We start from the raw sequence: 14,634 nt of genomic DNA, 5'->3' as shown, positions 1-14,634 counted from the left end.
ACTGCCCGATAGGTTGGCTCCCTCAGTCTCCTTCTATCTCAAAGTCTGAAGATAGATGAATCAGCATGAAAAAAGAATCAGCATGAAAAAAGAATCAGCATGAAAAAACTGCTTGAGAGATGAACCGTCATGAAAAGGACTTTAGAATGCATACGAAACGGATGGAAGGTCAAACCCCTCATTTTTGTCTGTTGCGTGCTGGCCTTCTGCTTCTTGCTGCTCGTATTCACAGGCTCTACCTCTGCTAAAACAGTTACTGTGGATGCGCGGGGCTGGGGCGATTCCCGCAGCATCCAGGCCGCTGTGGCCATGGCAGAAGAGGGAGATACGGTTTTCGTATATGCAGGAGAATACAATGAAAATGTGGTTGTGGACAAATATCTAACATTAATTGCAGAAGACAGGGATGCTTCCTCCTCCCTCCAGAAGAGTGATGATTCTGATAGTTCTGAGTTCGGTAAAATAGTGGTAGAAGCCGATAAAATCACAGAAGAATTTGGCCTTGACCCCATGTATGAAACCTTAATGTATATCTCTCCCTCAATCAAAAAAGCAAGTTCTGATTATCTGCTGTTGATTCTTGATGCTTCCGGGCAGATAGACCTGCTCGAAGAAATCAAAAATGGACCTTTTTCAGAATCAGAAAAGCTCTTACTCGAAGAATCGGTTCGGGAAATCCGAAGAAAATATCCGATCGGTTTTGTCAGAAGGGATCGGGTTGTTTACGCTTATCTTATTTCATCCGAAAGAGAGCTTGATGACGATCACGAGGGAAATATTACTGAAAGAGCAGGGCTTGAAAACATGGCTGAAAACGTTTCTACTAATATCTCAGAAAACATAATTGAAAACAGAAGCTTTGCCCCTTCGGTCAAATTGTACCTGACGGAGGACGAAAATAGAACCTTGGATAGGATTCAGGGAGTAAGTACGGCATACCGGGACCTTTTTCAGAGAATAAGGGAGGTGGATTTAAAGGATACGGATTTCGGGCAATACGAAGCAATAAGGGAGGTGGATTTAAAGGATACAGATTTCGGGCAATACGAAATAATAAGAGAGGTGGATTTAAAGGATACAGGTTTAAGGGAGGTGGATTTAAAGGATACAGGTTTAAGGAAGGTGGATTTAAAGGATACAGATTTCGGGCAATACGAAGTTGATGATGAGGTTATTGAATACGGAAATTCTGTGCCGGGTGACGATGCCGGAGAATTCGTAATTTTCCAGACAAGGCCTTTTGATAATGTAATAATTATTCCGGCTAAGCCTGATTTTCCGGCTCTTGAAATAAATGCTGATAATGTAACTGTTCAGGGTTTTGTGATCAAATCCGATTGGGGAGAGAGACCTGAGGTGGGTCTTCTCCTTCTAGGGGCCGGAAACTGCACACTTTTAAAAAATAGAGTCTCGGGTATGGAGCACGGGATTTTTCTCCGGAACTGCACGGACTGCGTTCTGGAAAGTAATCTCCTTGACTCGAACGATGAAGCTCTCGTAATAGAAAATTCTAACAGAAGTCTTTTCAGGGCCAATATTATGGAAAGAGGAAACAATGGAATTTACCTTAAAGGTTCGGATGAAAACCGGCTCTTTGAAAACCGTGCAGAGGATTTTTCCTCAGGGTTCAGAATAGAGGAAAGCATGGGAAACACCATTGAGTCCAATATTGCGGCTTGCAACATCCAGGCAGGCTTTTATCTGCTAAAGGCGGCGGAAAATCAACTTGGTAATAATAGTGCCAATAATAATTTCCAGTGTGGGATAAGCCTGGAAACCTCTTCCGGAAACACTCTTGTCCGGAATGAATTGTGGGCTAATACTCATGGAATTTCCCTTGAAGATACCAGCAACGAAAATTCCGTACATGACAATCAGCTCTTTGAATGTGAAAAAGGGCTTCTTGTGAGTAAAGACTCAACCGAAAACCGCATCTACAACAATACGATCTGTCTGAGGAAAATACAGGATAAATCCTGGATTGAAGATGTCCTTGACCAGATATTTGTTTAATCAAAATGAGGTCCAAACCCGGATCTCAGTGAGGGATACAATTGCAGACTTCAGATTCTGGCAGAGACACAGACTTCAGAAACTGGTACATTTATAGTGGTGAAAAATTTCAGTAAGCAGGGATAGTGAAAATATGGATAATGATTCCGAAGAACAGTTATTAAAGATCCTTTCAAATCCCATCAGGGCGACAATTGTAAAAAAGCTCTATGATGACAGTCTCACATTCACGCACCTCATGCAGCTCACAGGCTGTAAAACAGGTCAGCTTAGCTTTCACCTTAAGAAACTCGATTATCTTGTGGAACAGGACGAACTGAAACGTTACGGGCTTTCCGAAAAGGGGAAAGAGGACGTGGAAGCGATACTTCCCATACTTGGAAACGGAGAGAAAGAAAAGGGCAGCTCCTGGGATAATTTTTCTGGTGAGGAAGAAGGGGCACAGCTGGGCTGCGCCTTTAAGCAGTTCTGGGACTCACTTGGTTTGCTTATTTTCAGTTTCCTGGCTGCCGTAAAACATGGAGCCCTGTATGTCCTGGGCAGCCTCAAAACATGGACTCTAAAGTTATTTGATAAAGGGAGTGAAATCTCCAGTTTTGCTAAAACACACCTTATGGAGGCAAGCTCCAGAATTCAGGTTTCCGGGAAGGGTGAGAAGGTAGGGTTCGGTAGCATAAAGTCAAAAATAGGCAGCTTGCTTTCAGCCATTCGAGCCCATGGAATTTCAGCCCTTAAAGCCGGTTGGAAGTCCTTAAACCCAATTTTTTGCTACTTTTTTTTGATATTGGGGCTCCTTCTCTTCCTCCCGGCCGTATTTTCCCTTGCACACCCAGCATTTGACTCAACCCTTGATTCCGCAGCCAGTATAGGGCTTAAGGAGCTGACTTCTGAAGAGATTAGTCTTGCAAATGATCTCTATGAAAAGGAGATGCTTCCTGATCAGCAAAATTTCCAGGGAAATTATGATTCATTAATGTACGATGCTATGTACTTTGAAAATACTGTGGGGTTTCCACTTTCTGCCCAGAAAATCGAAGCCTGGAACGAGGCCAGGGCGTTTGCAAGGGTCAGGCTTGTAAAGGATGCTGTACTTTCGGGCCTTAGTATTTCTCTGGTTCTGCTACTGCTCGGAGGAATCCTGGCCTACGGGAGAAAATTCCTGCTCAGGCGAGTTCTTAATTCCACAATTACAGCTTCAATACTTCTTATTTTGATTGCGGTATTCGTACTACTGAACGTAAATGCGGTTTTTGCATCGGAATACAGCAATCTTGACCCTGCCTTCAATATCGTCTTCGACAGTGTTCCGCTTATGCTAAAACACCTGATTGTTCTGCTCCTGCTGCTCCTGTTCTCATCAGCAGCCGGGCTCCTGTTCCTGATAAAAAGGAGACGAGCAAGTTGCGAAGAGGACGAGTCTTCTGGAAGTGATGAAGTCTTTTCTGCAGATTCTAAAAAAGAAATCTCTGTGTTAGAGGCTTCGGATGAAGCTGTGGAGCCCTCTGGAAAATATCAGGCTGGTCTGAATGAGAAAAATTCCGCAGTAGGAGGTACTGCCTGTTCGGAAGAACCCCTTGCAGAAGATGAAGGTGAGGATCTATATTCCTGGCATGAAAGGGAAGGAGTTGTAAATGGTTGATGAAAGAATGCGTGTGCATACATGTGAGGAAGTACTTTTCCTCCCTTTTTCAGAGGAGTCCAGAAAACTTACCCGACTCCTTTTCAGTGAAACCTCGATAAGGATACTTGAAGCCCTTGGAGAAAATTGCCTCTCTGCGAGCGAACTTTCGGCAAGGCTTAACCTGCGGCTAAACACCCTCCAGTATCACCTTAATTCTCTTCTCGAAGCTGACCTCATAAGAATCTCGGAGGTAAAATGGAGCCGGAAAGGGAGGAAAATCAAGGTCTACTCACCTGTTGAAAAAATGATAATTCTTATTCCGGGGAGAGGTTCCGTCAGCAGAGTCGTGCTTTTCGACCCGTTTCGAGAGTGTATGGGGGGAGATCCGGGTCCCTGCACTGTCTGGGCTTTTCATTAAACCTGCCTTTTTCGAGTTCGTTTTTCAGGCACGGGAATTATCTTGATATTTATTTTTGCCTTGAAATAATACCGATAAAGAGGAAAATTCAGGAGCTGGTATCCGTTTTTTTATATAATGGTGGAGTAATCCTAACGTACACTGAACTCAATAGTTAGATAATTTGGCCAGAAAATGTATATTTTAAGAAATTAAATTGTAGGTTAGTGATTTAATAATCACGGACGCATAATTTTTTATAAATATGCTAATGGACATCAGTTTTTACCTTCAAAAAACTGACGAGTTAAAGAGGAAAAAATGGAAATTAACAAAAGTCTGAAAGCAGGGGCTTTGCTATCTCTTATGTTGTTTTTTGCTTCAATCCCCGCGGGCTGTACGGGAGAAGCTGAAGTACCCGTATATCCTCTTGAAAAATTCAATGTGGAGGAATCCGATGTAAGTGCAGAGGAAGTCTGTGGATGCACGACTGAGTGCGTCGGAGAGATTCATTCCGATGAAGAAAGTGTTATTGTCAGTGCTGAAGCTTTTGCTTGTTTCGGCTGGCCTCCCTTTACTTCAAGGGTAGACGGGAATGGGAGTGGAAACTTTCTGACAATTGAGGAAGCCGTGAGGAATGCTTTTGCCGGGGAAATTATTCTTGTTGCCCCTGGGATTTATACCGAAAATTTGGTTGTGGATTCCCAGGTGACGCTCCGGGCTGAGTCCGGAAATCCAGAGGATACGGTGATAAGGGCAGCTGATCCCGGGGCCCCTGTGTTCCATGTGACAAGGAAGAGGGGGGTGGAAATCTGCGGGTTTACTGTGGAAGGGGCGAACGGAAGTAAAGATCCTAAAAAAAGTGCCGGCATTTTTCTCGATGGGATTCAGGAATGTACACTGGAAGATAATTTGTTCAGGAACAACACATATGCCATTTTTTTGGAAAATTCGGATAACTGCTGCCTGAGGAATAATACTGTAGAGATTAATGGCAGCTACGGCATCTGGCTTGAGAATGCCGAAAGCAACAGATTGGAAAATAATACAATCCGGGATGTTGTATACTCCGGAATCCTGCTGCAAGGAACCCAGGGGACCGAATTGGGAGACAGGGATGTCCTGAAAAGCCGTCTGGGTATAGGCCTGAACTTTTCGGATCGGAATCTTCTTTGTAACAATACCCTAAGAATGAACTGCAGGCACGGAATCGAACTCTTTTTCTTAAACAATTGCCTGCTGAGTGGGGCTTGGGGCTTTGATGACTCTGATAAGAGGCAGGCTTGGATCTGGAAAAATGTTTCCGAAAACAATACCCTTAAAGGCAATTTCATCGGAGGCAGCATAATAGGTATCAATATCCCAGATGAGGATGGGTAATGGATCTATGCAAAAGGGAGGAAGGTCTAAATGCAAGCAAGAAAAAGCGCATTTTTCTCAAAATCTGAAAATCCAGTAAACGTGATAAAAGCAAAGCAAGCTTTCTATTCGATGGGTTTGCTCTCTATGTCATCTTATGCTTTATTGTATGTGCAGCGGGCTGCATCGGGGACAGAGAGCCTGTTTCCCAGGAAGGGGAGCTGAATTTAACGGTAATCCCTGAAAAACCCGGATGGTTGAAGGGGAAATTTTTAACATCGAACTTGTCCTGAAAAATGCCGGTAGTACACCCGTAAATGTGTGGACGTTGATGGAACAGATCAGTTATGACATTATTTTTGTGGATTCAAACGGCTCTTACGTACCTTACATATGCGGGGTGCTTCAAAGGGAGTTACTAATGGATGATGCTCTTATAGAGCTTCAGCCTGGAGAGTCCCTGAAGATAAATCAGGATACAAGTTGCTGGGCTCTTCCCCCGGGAAAATATACTCTTTTTGCAGAGTACCACACTTCCGATGGGGAAGATATCACAAAACCCTACTGGATAGGGCAGATTAGTTCAAATAATGTCAGTATTTTCGTGGAGCCTGAAAACCAATCATCTTTTTCGGATCCCGGTTTTCCTGCAGGGAACGGATAAGTTGAAGAATTCAGTGCTTCAGATGCCCCCATGACCATTGGAATCAGCTATCTGGTTGAATACTTAAGCCCGGATGAGCTAGCTAAAAATTCCGACCTGGTCCTTATCGGCTCGGTAAAAGAAATCCTGCCTGCAAGATGGAATACCCCGGATGGGGGACAGCCGAAAAATGTCATGGAGGATCTGGATTCGAATGAGGTTATTTACAGGGATGTTGTGATTTCAGTGGACGAATATCTAAAGAATCCTCTCTCTTCAAATGAGGTTGTTGTTCGAGTTCTGGGTGGTACAGCCGGGAACCTTACAATGGATGTGGAAGATGAACCTTCTTTTGAACCTGGGGAAGATGTCCTGCTTTACCTGGTGGATGATACGCATCAGGCTACTAAAAATCTGGGTCTGGAGCACTTTGTGGTATGTGGGTGTTTCCAGGGTAAATTTTCCCTTACCGAAGACGGGAAAGCTGTCAGTAAAGGTGAAACCGTAGAGCTGGAAGAAATGTTGAGGCTGATTAATGCGAGTAATTCAGATTCAGTAATTCAGATTCAGTAATCAGGATCGGGTGAAATCCTTATGAGAAGTTTTAGAAGAAAGCTAATGCTTGGAGTTTCTCTCCTAGTATTGATATTCATGTTGCTGTTTGTGGTCATCCCCTATCTCATAGCAGGACCTCCTACTCCTCTTTTCCATGTCCGAAACCACGATACAGGAGTTCACGAACTCCGGGTAGAGATATATGACCTGGAAAATAATTCCGTACTCGACAAAACATACGAGCTTTCGGCAGGAGAGGAAGTTTACCATGCCAAATCTTTCAGGTTCCGTGTGCCAGGATTTGAGATTGTGGATTACACGTTCAAATTCACTCTTGACAACGAGTTTACGGAAACTTACCAGACAAATATCCAGCCCTGGAATACCGTTGAGGTAGAACTCTACTCTGAGTATGCGGAAGGTCAGCCCCTTTCCATAGGAGAGATAACTGTTTAAGGAGAGGTTTTAAGATCTTTTTCAGGTTGTTTTCAGCGAAATAAATGTTTCAGGTTTTGCAGGGCTCCGTCTGGTTCATGAGATCTTTTGACTTCTGTTTTTCCGGAGCCCTGCATCTTTCGAAAAGGACGGTCTTTACCGGAATACTTGCTTGCAGGCAGTTTTCCATGTCTGTGTTGTGGGATGATATGGTGTTTTTCAGACTTCAGGGGTTGGACTTCTACAAGCAAGCACCATCCTATTTCCTATCTTTTATAATTTATACTTTTCGCTATTGTTGATGTAAAAATCGTCTCCTGATGAATTCTTGATATTTTTCAAAAAGTCTGAAAAAGCTCAAGAAAATAAGATGAAAAAGAAGAACTTTCGGCCACTAAGACCTGAAACAGGGGCCGTTCTGAGCGATCTCAGACACGGGCCTTTTTAGTTTCTTCAAATTAAGCTTTACAGTCCGAGTACATCGTCCATGGAATATATTCCAGGTTCCTGCTTGCAGATCCATTCGGCTGCACGGACTGCGCCTTTGGCAAAGATCTGGCGGGAATGAGCCATATGCCGGATCTCGATTCTTTCGGAGTTTCCTACAAAGAGTACTGTGTGGTCTCCGGTGATATCCCCTCCGCGCACGGCGTGGATGCCGATTTCCTTCCCGCGGGGAGCGATCCCTTCCCTTCCGCATACGTATTCTTTACCGCCCAGCGCTTCACTGATCACATCAGCTGCCCGAAGAGCAGTCCCGCTCGGAGCGTCTTTTTTCTGGTTGTGATGAGCTTCGATAATCTCGATGTCATAGTCCGAAAGATACTTTGCAGCTTCTCTGACTATCTTGAAAAAGACATTAACGCCTACAGAGTAGTTCGGAGATATAACTGCACGTACCTTGTTTTTCTGGATAGTTTCATCAATTACTTTACGCTGTTCGGGGGTAAGGCCTGTAGTTCCTATTATAAGGTTTACTCCGCATCCTGCGGCAATGGGGGCGTTTACAATTGTTGCCCCGGCTGCAGTAAAGTCGATAAGGACATCAGCCTGAGTCTTTTTCAGGACTGTTTCAAGGTCTTTGACATCTGAAATCTGGATTCCCAGGTTGCTGACATGAGCAAATTCGCCTGCATCCTTTCCGATGCTCCCGATATCAAATGCAGCAACGAGCTGCATGTCGGTGGAGCAGGTAATGTTTTCTATGATTAAGGAGCCCATTCTGCCGCAGGCTCCGAGTACTGCTGCATTAATCATTTCATTACCCCCAGTTTCTTGAGCTCAGTTACGAGCTTTAACTGGTTGGCATCGCTCATGGGGGCAAGGGGAAGCCTCAGGTGTCCGCTTGCAAGTCCGATAAGTTCTGCGGCTTTCTTGGCCGGGATCGGGTTTGTTTCAAGGAAAAGAGCGCGGATCAGAGGGGCTATCTCGAAATGGATCTTTCTTGCAGTCTCATAATCTCCCTTGAGGGCTGCACTTACCATTCCCGACATTTTATCAGGCACAATATTTGCAGCGACTGAAATGACTCCGCTACCTCCCACGGAAATAATCGGCAGTGTCAGCCCGTCCTCTCCTGAAAGAACCACAAAATCGTCATCTATAGTCTGCTCCAGGATCTGAGAAACTTTGCCGACGCTCCCGCTGGCTTCTTTGATTCCCACGATGTTTTCTACCTTTGCAAGTTTGGTGATAACATCCACAGGCATATCCTGCCCTGTTCTGGAGGGGACATTGTAGAGAATCATAGGGATATCCACTGCTTCTGCAATCTTTTTGAAGTGTGCAAGCAAGCCTGCAGGATTAGGCTTATTGTAATAGGGAGATATGAGAAGTACGCCGTCGACACCCGCATCCGCGGCGTGTTTTGTAAATTGGAGGGCTTCTCCTGTGTTGTTTGAACCTGTTCCTGCAACTACAGGAACCTTTGCGCACTCCACTGCAATGTCGATAACTTCTTCATGCTCCAAAGCGGAAAGGGTTGCCGATTCTCCGGTTGTGCCACAGGGCACAATTCCTGAAACCCCTCCCTCTTCCACAAATGCTATATTCCTTCGTAAGCCTTCCCTGTCAATCCTGTCGTCTTTCGTAAATGGAGTGATCAGGGCAGGCATTGCTCCTTCAAACATATAGATATCCCCTGCCTGTTCCCGGAAGTAAGTTCTTAATCTATTCAGTAACTGATTCAGTATACTTGGTTCAGTAGACTTTCATGCGTGCAACTTTTCTTGTGACGTAGCCTGCAACCCTGTTTCTAATTATTTTGCTTTCAATGGTTGTATACTTTGTCACAAGGGCTTTGTTGGTCTCAAAGTCCTTTGTAAAAACATCTCCATAGTTTTCAAGCAGGCTGAATGCAGTTCTTTTGATGTTTGTCTCTCTTATATTTCCCATCGTATCTCCTCTTGGTTTTTTGTTTTTTATTCCAGTTATTCAAGTTTTTGTGGTTTATCTAACCATGTTTCCCTGTGAATTCTGGTTAACGTGATGCGGTTAACGTGAAGTCGGAAAAGGAAGTAGTTTCATAATACGGGTTTTCTTCTATCTCCGATTGATGATTTAGTGGAAACTGGATACAAAAATTTGACTATACTGATTTTGTCGACTAATAGGTAACTTGAGATTTATAAGTTTTGGGGTGAAAATGTATTTTCGGGAATGCTCCTGCCTTTTCTGTATATGTTTTTTTCTTCTGCCTTCTGTATGTATTTCTTTCTTCTGTCTTTTCTGGTAGAAGGATACTTTATAGAAACTTTTAGCCGGCTAACCTTGTTATTTAGTCAGTTTGCCTTCTTAAGAAAAGCATTCTTGTATTTCATCCCGTTTCTTTTCCCATTTGTTTTTGCCTTTCTCTTTTGATTCTTTCTCTCCCAGATCCTGGTTTTTCCCTTTTAGTCTTTTTCCTGTTTCCTTTTTCCCTTTTATTTCTACTTATCCTTTTCCTCCCTTCAATTTTTGTTTAATCCTGCCTTTTTGTTACCAGATCCTGGTTTTTCCCTTTTAGTCTTTTTCCTGTTTCCTTTTTCCCTTTTATTTCTACTTATCCTTTTCCTCCCTTCAATTTTTGTTTAATCCTGCCTTTTTGTTACTTCTTTTCAATCTGTTGCTCTTTACATAATCAGTTTTTCCCAGGAAACGGTCAAGTGTCCCTGCACTTGTGAAAACAGGCTCTCTTGCACCTTTACGATTTACAGTAAGCCCGAATAAAACAATGAGCAGGCCAATTTCCGGTTTTGCTTCAATGCTAATTGCCCCTATGAGGATCAGGGAAGAAGCTGCAAGCCCTTTAAGGGCACCTTTCCTGTAAGAAATATAGCCCGTCCTTTTAAAAATTCGGATATCCCGAATTGTCAGGAAGAGGACTACGAAATAGGCAAGCATTGCAATTTCCAGGTACATTCTTTTCTCCATTTTCTTTTTGGTTTTGCACTTTTACCTCTTAGAGGTTGATTCTCAAGAGTTCAACCTTATAAAGGTAATTCGTGCGGATAATTATTCAGGGGTTATTGCAAGATCAATATCAAAGTACGGTTTTTCAATATTGCAATACGGATGAATAACGACAGATAATATTTGATATGAATTTCAGCTCTGTAAATAATATACACGTAGATAATATTAGATATGGTGGATAATATTGGATATTTAAAATATTTTTGGTTATATGAATAGTAGTACGGCTGGATAATATTGGATATTAAAATATTTTCGATTATGTAAATAATATTACCGATAGTAGTTACAGCCCGGCAGCCTTAACGTCGGATAATAATCAAAATCAGGTGCCTGTATTATATATAAAAACAGCAGGTTTGGTTCTTTCTATTATTCACAGCATCCCCGGGTCAAGGAGCCCTGTCAGAAGCAAAAACCCAAGGAAAAGAGGCTGGTGGATAAAATATATGAACAGGGAATGTTCCCCTATTCGGGAAAGGGGTTTCGGAAGCAAAAATTTGTCGGCTTCGGGGACTTCAAATTGCCTATTCCCACCTTTATAAAGGGAATTCCCAAGGAAAATTCCTGCGAGGAGCACTCCAAACCAGGGAAACAGGGGAAAATAATCAAGGGTCGTGAAGCCTTCGGGCCTGAAGCCAATCCAGAGCAGGGTAGAAAATTTGAAGGTTCTCTCTTTAAGGTAGAACCCTATAAATACAAAAAACAGGCTGAAGAGCAGGTTTTCTTTTCCGTATTTCAGGAAAGGGTATGCAAGCATGGCCGAGACTCCGAAAAAGTGCAGGATTCCGAAGAGAATATACTGTCCCGGGAAAAAAATCCAGGTTATCCCTGTAATTATCATTCCCATTGACAAAAGTCTCAGTCCTCTTTTCAGGTATTTTGAAAAATTTTCCTCAGACTTTCCTAAGGCTTCACTGGCAAGAGCTCTTGAACGGCTTATGGAAAGTGCGGTTCCGGATATCAGGATGAAAAGGAAAGCTGCCCCCCTCCCAATGTAGAGTAAAGTGCCGGACTTTAAATCAACATCAGAAAGCCCAAAAAAATCGAGGTCATAGAGAAAATGGTATCCAAGCATTAAAATAACGGCAAAACCCCGCAGGCAATCAATTTCCCAGTAACGGTTTGAGTGCCTTCTCATATACTTTTTCTCCGAAATACCCTGAAATCCCGTTAGTTTAATACTTTTGACTTCCTGTAAAGAGAGCCACACTTATATATTCTGCGGGACACGGGGATAAAGAGGGCATCAATCCTTACTTTTACTCCTGAATATCAGTAGAATACCAACTCCTGCTGCGATTCCGGCAAGCAAATAGGAGAAACTGAAGACCTTATTTTCATATTCTTGAATTACCGATTCTTTTGCTGAATCTTTTGAAGGTACTTCTCCGCCAGTTGCAGCCTTAGTGGTATCTTCATCCCACGAACTTGCAGTCAGCTGAATACTGCGTTTTTCTTCATTTTCGTTGTCTGTTAATTCCATATCTGTGGATTCTTCACCTTCAAGTGCTGCCAGTTCGGAAGTTTTTCTGTCCTCAGACACTTCGGATACCTGGACCTGGGAAGAAATCGGAGAGGCCTGAAGAGCAGGGGAGTTTCCTTTTGTGTTAAAGATAATTTCCCTTTTCGAATCTTCCATCTTGATTTCAAGTTTTCCTGAAGGAACTGACCCTGTACCATATCTGTAGCTAAACTTTCCATCCGTTCCGGCTTTAAGCCTTTGAACTGTTGTGACTTTCAGGTTAACACTTGAAGCCCCTTCTTCTGCTATGCCGTCCACTCTTACCTTTCCACTCTTACCTTATATGTTCCCGGAGAAACTCTGGAATAAGACACGATAGCTATCCCGTCATCAGCCCAGGAACTCTCAGTCTTTGAGAGAACCATTTTCATTTTCACTTTAAGGCTTTCTACCCCTTCGGCTCTTACAGTAAAAAGATTATTAAAATTAAGAATTTCAACGTTTTCGAACTCGTAATTGTACTCTCTCAGGTATACAGGCACGGTCTTTTCAAAAGAAATCGAAATCTCCACTTCTTCTTCAGGGGAGCTAATCCCGCGATTACAAGGGTATCCCCTATTTTAGGGTTCTCGGGCCTTACTTCTCAGCCCGTTACCTTTGCGGTGGCAGGAGATGTTGTAGCCCCTAAAAGCAGAGTTAGTATAATAAGTAGACAAAACAGGGGGTCCTGGCCCTGCTCTGTTTGGTTTGAGCATCATAGACTTCATAGATTTTCTTCCGTATTTTTACCTCAACTAACCTGGTCAAGTTATGTGCTCTGTCATATGTAGTTTCTTTTATATTTTTTCCAACAGTTTTATATCAAGCCCAGTCCTGGCCCCAGGTAGGGGATTAGGCCGAATAAAAATATGTTTATAAAACCATGGATCATTACTACGAGAGCGAGGCTCTTTGTCCTGTAAAAAAAATATCCCAATACGCCTCCTGCAAGGAATGTATAAGCCATCTCGTAAGGCGTGCCATAGCTTGAATGCATTAGCCCGAATAAGAGGCTTGCAAGCAGGATACCTCCTGCAGGGCCCAGGAACTCTTCCAGTCTTGTCTGGATAATTCCTCTGAAGATGAATTCTTCTGTAAGGCCGATTACAAAAATCATTATAATTGTGAGTTTCAGCAGGTTGAAGAGTGAAAGATCAGGAATAAGAGGGCTGGTTTGAATGAATAAATTTTCTAACTCTGCAAAAATCAGGCCCGCAAGGATAGAAAAGGGCAGGTAAATTTTCATTTTCTTGAGTAAATCTCCTTTACTCTCCCTTGGGATTTTCTGATGAACGGATATTATAGTTGCTGGAATTGTCATGGGTACATATATGAATACGAAAGTGTAAAGGCTGGATTCAAAGAAAATTGGCATTGAAAGGTTTACCATACGAAGTATAGGCAGGAGTATAAATGCCTGATAAATTTTACGTGTCTCCAGTTTTTTTGAGACTATTATTGAAAGCGAAAGGATTATGAGGAGCAGAGTATAGGTTATTGCGGCTTCTTTTATTCTTCCGCTAAAGATTAACAGTTCGGCAAAAGCAATAGCAATAACAGGAGCTCCTACGGAAAATATCTTTTTTAAGAAGACATTCTTTTCCTCTGTTTGCATTTTAAACATTTTCCCAAGCTCCGGCAAAGAGATCTTTCCTGCTTCCAGCTCTGAGGGTGGATATTCCGGAGGTGCCACTTCAGGCCTCCTTCGTAACATTAATCCAGAGATGCACATTCCTGTAAGGTATGTCTTTCTCAGTATCATTAAAAAGCAGAAATTCCAGTTTCATGTTCTTTCCCTCAAGAGTTGGAGTAAAAGTGACTGGCTCTTTCCAGGATACATTATCTTCAAGGCTGATATATTCCTGGTTTTCTGGAAGAGATAGGGAACGATTTTCAAGCCTCAGTTCCATTGTATAGTTTACTGTTCTGTGCTCATGGTTTGTAATTCCTACAACAACTATACCACTGTCTCCCAGTGTGTAGTTTGTGGGGTAGTTCTCAGCCATCCCTTCGGGTCCCAGGATATAGAATTCGGTGAATGATTCTCCTTCCCTAGGATTCCCTATTACATAAGCGAGGCTGCCGAGAGAGGTCAGAACCAAAATTACCAGTAAGATTGAAAGGGCTCTGTCGGCTCTTGATCCTTGCTTTTCTAGAATCTCTGCCTTCAGGGCAAGGATAGAAGCTTTGAATGGGACTTCAAAGGCTTCAGCTTCAGGTAACTGTAGCCTTCTGTAGTATGCTACCCCGCACATGAGAAGAGTAAAAGTCGAAAGCCCTATGAGCACGGGCACTTCCCTGATTCCCCAGTCGGTGTAATTCATTCCAAATCCCATGAGCGGGACTACGGCAATGCTTAACCCCACGGAAAGCAGAGCCCTCTCAATTCCTTCAAGGTCTTTTTTTGCAGGAAGAAGAGCTCCTGTCAGGGCATATCCGGGTAAGAAGAGGACCAGGAGAATTCCAAGGAATGTGCGCAGAAAGCTTCCGCTCAGTGCGGGAGTAAGCACGAAAATATCAGTAAGGATTACAAGACCTGCCACAAGTAGCAGATCCAGAGGTAATTGTCTGTTCCCAGCCATTTTTATCACTGCGAAAATATTTAGTATACGATCTTCATACAATTTATACTTATGTGAGCTTCCCGTCAAGTT

The 14,634-nt window shown here is 43.0% G+C and carries 17 protein-coding genes; 8 read left to right on the top strand and 9 right to left on the bottom strand.

Annotation, left to right across the window (positions count from 1 at the left end):
- Positions 1-129 precede the first annotated feature (129 nt).
- The 8 genes from MA_RS23385 to MA_RS23355 all read left to right on the top strand — a co-directional run bounded on the left by MA_RS23385 (position 130) and on the right by MA_RS23355 (position 7,044).
- Positions 130-2,013, top strand: coding sequence for a right-handed parallel beta-helix repeat-containing protein (locus tag MA_RS23385; protein ID WP_011024357.1), 1,884 nt, complete (start codon positions 130-132; stop codon positions 2,011-2,013).
- A gap of 133 nt (positions 2,014-2,146) precedes the next feature.
- Entirely contained in the window at positions 2,147-3,652 is a 1,506-nt protein-coding gene (locus MA_RS23380; protein ID WP_011024356.1) for an ArsR/SmtB family transcription factor, read from the top strand.
- Positions 3,645-4,052 (top strand): ArsR/SmtB family transcription factor, encoded by a 408-nt coding sequence (locus tag MA_RS23375; RefSeq protein ID WP_011024355.1) that lies wholly within the window; start codon positions 3,645-3,647, stop codon positions 4,050-4,052. The genes MA_RS23380 and MA_RS23375 overlap by 8 nt, the downstream gene beginning before the upstream one ends.
- 300 nt (positions 4,053-4,352) lie before the next feature.
- Positions 4,353-5,411 (top strand): right-handed parallel beta-helix repeat-containing protein, encoded by a 1,059-nt coding sequence (locus MA_RS23370; protein WP_011024354.1) that lies wholly within the window; start codon positions 4,353-4,355, stop codon positions 5,409-5,411.
- A 30-nt stretch (positions 5,412-5,441) separates the two neighbouring features.
- Positions 5,442-5,615, top strand: coding sequence for a hypothetical protein (locus tag MA_RS27785; RefSeq protein WP_157860403.1), 174 nt, complete (start codon positions 5,442-5,444; stop codon positions 5,613-5,615).
- Between the two features lie 28 nt (positions 5,616-5,643).
- Positions 5,644-6,054, top strand: coding sequence for a hypothetical protein (locus MA_RS23365; protein ID WP_011024353.1), 411 nt, complete (start codon positions 5,644-5,646; stop codon positions 6,052-6,054).
- Positions 6,055-6,084: 30 nt separating this feature from the next.
- Positions 6,085-6,606 carry a hypothetical protein gene (locus MA_RS23360; RefSeq protein WP_011024352.1) on the top strand — a complete coding sequence of 174 codons (522 nt, stop codon included), beginning with the start codon at positions 6,085-6,087 and terminating at the stop codon, positions 6,604-6,606.
- 21 nt (positions 6,607-6,627) lie between these two features.
- Positions 6,628-7,044: a hypothetical protein gene (locus MA_RS23355; protein ID WP_011024351.1), complete on the top strand. Its 417-nt coding sequence runs from the start codon at positions 6,628-6,630 to the stop codon at positions 7,042-7,044.
- A gap of 444 nt (positions 7,045-7,488) precedes the next feature.
- Here the strand turns inward: MA_RS23355 and dapB are convergent, their stop codons facing one another.
- The 9 genes from dapB to MA_RS23315 form a co-directional block, all read right to left on the bottom strand.
- Positions 7,489-8,280 carry a 4-hydroxy-tetrahydrodipicolinate reductase gene (gene dapB / locus MA_RS23350; protein ID WP_011024350.1) on the bottom strand — a complete coding sequence of 264 codons (792 nt, stop codon included), beginning with the start codon at positions 8,278-8,280 and terminating at the stop codon, positions 7,489-7,491.
- Positions 8,277-9,152 carry a 4-hydroxy-tetrahydrodipicolinate synthase gene (gene dapA, locus MA_RS23345; protein ID WP_011024349.1) on the bottom strand — a complete coding sequence of 292 codons (876 nt, stop codon included), beginning with the start codon at positions 9,150-9,152 and terminating at the stop codon, positions 8,277-8,279. The genes dapB and dapA overlap by 4 nt, the downstream gene beginning before the upstream one ends.
- A gap of 70 nt (positions 9,153-9,222) precedes the next feature.
- Positions 9,223-9,417 (bottom strand): 30S ribosomal protein S17e, encoded by a 195-nt coding sequence (locus MA_RS23340; RefSeq protein WP_011024348.1) that lies wholly within the window; start codon positions 9,415-9,417, stop codon positions 9,223-9,225.
- Positions 9,418-10,080: 663 nt separating this feature from the next.
- Positions 10,081-10,422 carry a hypothetical protein gene (locus MA_RS23335; RefSeq protein WP_048065999.1) on the bottom strand — a complete coding sequence of 114 codons (342 nt, stop codon included), beginning with the start codon at positions 10,420-10,422 and terminating at the stop codon, positions 10,081-10,083.
- A gap of 430 nt (positions 10,423-10,852) precedes the next feature.
- Positions 10,853-11,617, bottom strand: a complete 765-nt coding sequence (locus MA_RS23330; protein WP_048065998.1) for a heparan-alpha-glucosaminide N-acetyltransferase — start codon at positions 11,615-11,617, stop codon at positions 10,853-10,855.
- Between the two features lie 108 nt (positions 11,618-11,725).
- Positions 11,726-12,259: a hypothetical protein gene (locus tag MA_RS29120; RefSeq protein ID WP_052279222.1), complete on the bottom strand. Its 534-nt coding sequence runs from the start codon at positions 12,257-12,259 to the stop codon at positions 11,726-11,728.
- A gap of 2 nt (positions 12,260-12,261) precedes the next feature.
- Positions 12,262-12,513 (bottom strand): hypothetical protein, encoded by a 252-nt coding sequence (locus MA_RS29115; protein ID WP_011024344.1) that lies wholly within the window; start codon positions 12,511-12,513, stop codon positions 12,262-12,264.
- A 284-nt stretch (positions 12,514-12,797) separates the two neighbouring features.
- A complete protein-coding gene (locus tag MA_RS23320) occupies positions 12,798-13,673 on the bottom strand; it encodes a CPBP family intramembrane glutamic endopeptidase (RefSeq protein WP_048065997.1) in 876 nt (291 codons plus the stop codon).
- Position 13,674: 1 nt separating this feature from the next.
- Entirely contained in the window at positions 13,675-14,562 is an 888-nt protein-coding gene (locus MA_RS23315; protein WP_048065996.1) for a DUF1616 domain-containing protein, read from the bottom strand.
- Between the last annotated feature and the right edge of the window lie 72 nt (positions 14,563-14,634).

It is taken from the genome of Methanosarcina acetivorans C2A (assembly GCF_000007345.1).
GTDB lineage: Archaea > Halobacteriota > Methanosarcinia > Methanosarcinales > Methanosarcinaceae > Methanosarcina > Methanosarcina acetivorans.
This window is presented reverse-complemented; position numbering and strand designations above follow the sequence as displayed.

Coding starts and splice junctions, on each gene's coding strand:
- MA_RS23385 (WP_011024357.1), top strand. CDS start 130: ATGAAAAGGACTTTAGAATGCATACGAAACGGATGGAAGGTCAAACCC.
- MA_RS23380 (WP_011024356.1), top strand. CDS start 2,147: ATGGATAATGATTCCGAAGAACAGTTATTAAAGATCCTTTCAAATCCC.
- MA_RS23375 (WP_011024355.1), top strand. CDS start 3,645: ATGGTTGATGAAAGAATGCGTGTGCATACATGTGAGGAAGTACTTTTC.
- MA_RS23370 (WP_011024354.1), top strand. CDS start 4,353: ATGGAAATTAACAAAAGTCTGAAAGCAGGGGCTTTGCTATCTCTTATG.
- MA_RS27785 (WP_157860403.1), top strand. CDS start 5,442: ATGCAAGCAAGAAAAAGCGCATTTTTCTCAAAATCTGAAAATCCAGTA.
- MA_RS23365 (WP_011024353.1), top strand. CDS start 5,644: ATGGTTGAAGGGGAAATTTTTAACATCGAACTTGTCCTGAAAAATGCC.
- MA_RS23360 (WP_011024352.1), top strand. CDS start 6,085: ATGACCATTGGAATCAGCTATCTGGTTGAATACTTAAGCCCGGATGAG.
- MA_RS23355 (WP_011024351.1), top strand. CDS start 6,628: ATGAGAAGTTTTAGAAGAAAGCTAATGCTTGGAGTTTCTCTCCTAGTA.
- dapB (WP_011024350.1), bottom strand. CDS start 8,280: ATGATTAATGCAGCAGTACTCGGAGCCTGCGGCAGAATGGGCTCCTTA.
- dapA (WP_011024349.1), bottom strand. CDS start 9,152: ATGTTTGAAGGAGCAATGCCTGCCCTGATCACTCCATTTACGAAAGAC.
- MA_RS23340 (WP_011024348.1), bottom strand. CDS start 9,417: ATGGGAAATATAAGAGAGACAAACATCAAAAGAACTGCATTCAGCCTG.
- MA_RS23335 (WP_048065999.1), bottom strand. CDS start 10,422: ATGTACCTGGAAATTGCAATGCTTGCCTATTTCGTAGTCCTCTTCCTG.
- MA_RS23330 (WP_048065998.1), bottom strand. CDS start 11,617: ATGAGAAGGCACTCAAACCGTTACTGGGAAATTGATTGCCTGCGGGGT.
- MA_RS23315 (WP_048065996.1), bottom strand. CDS start 14,562: ATGGCTGGGAACAGACAATTACCTCTGGATCTGCTACTTGTGGCAGGT.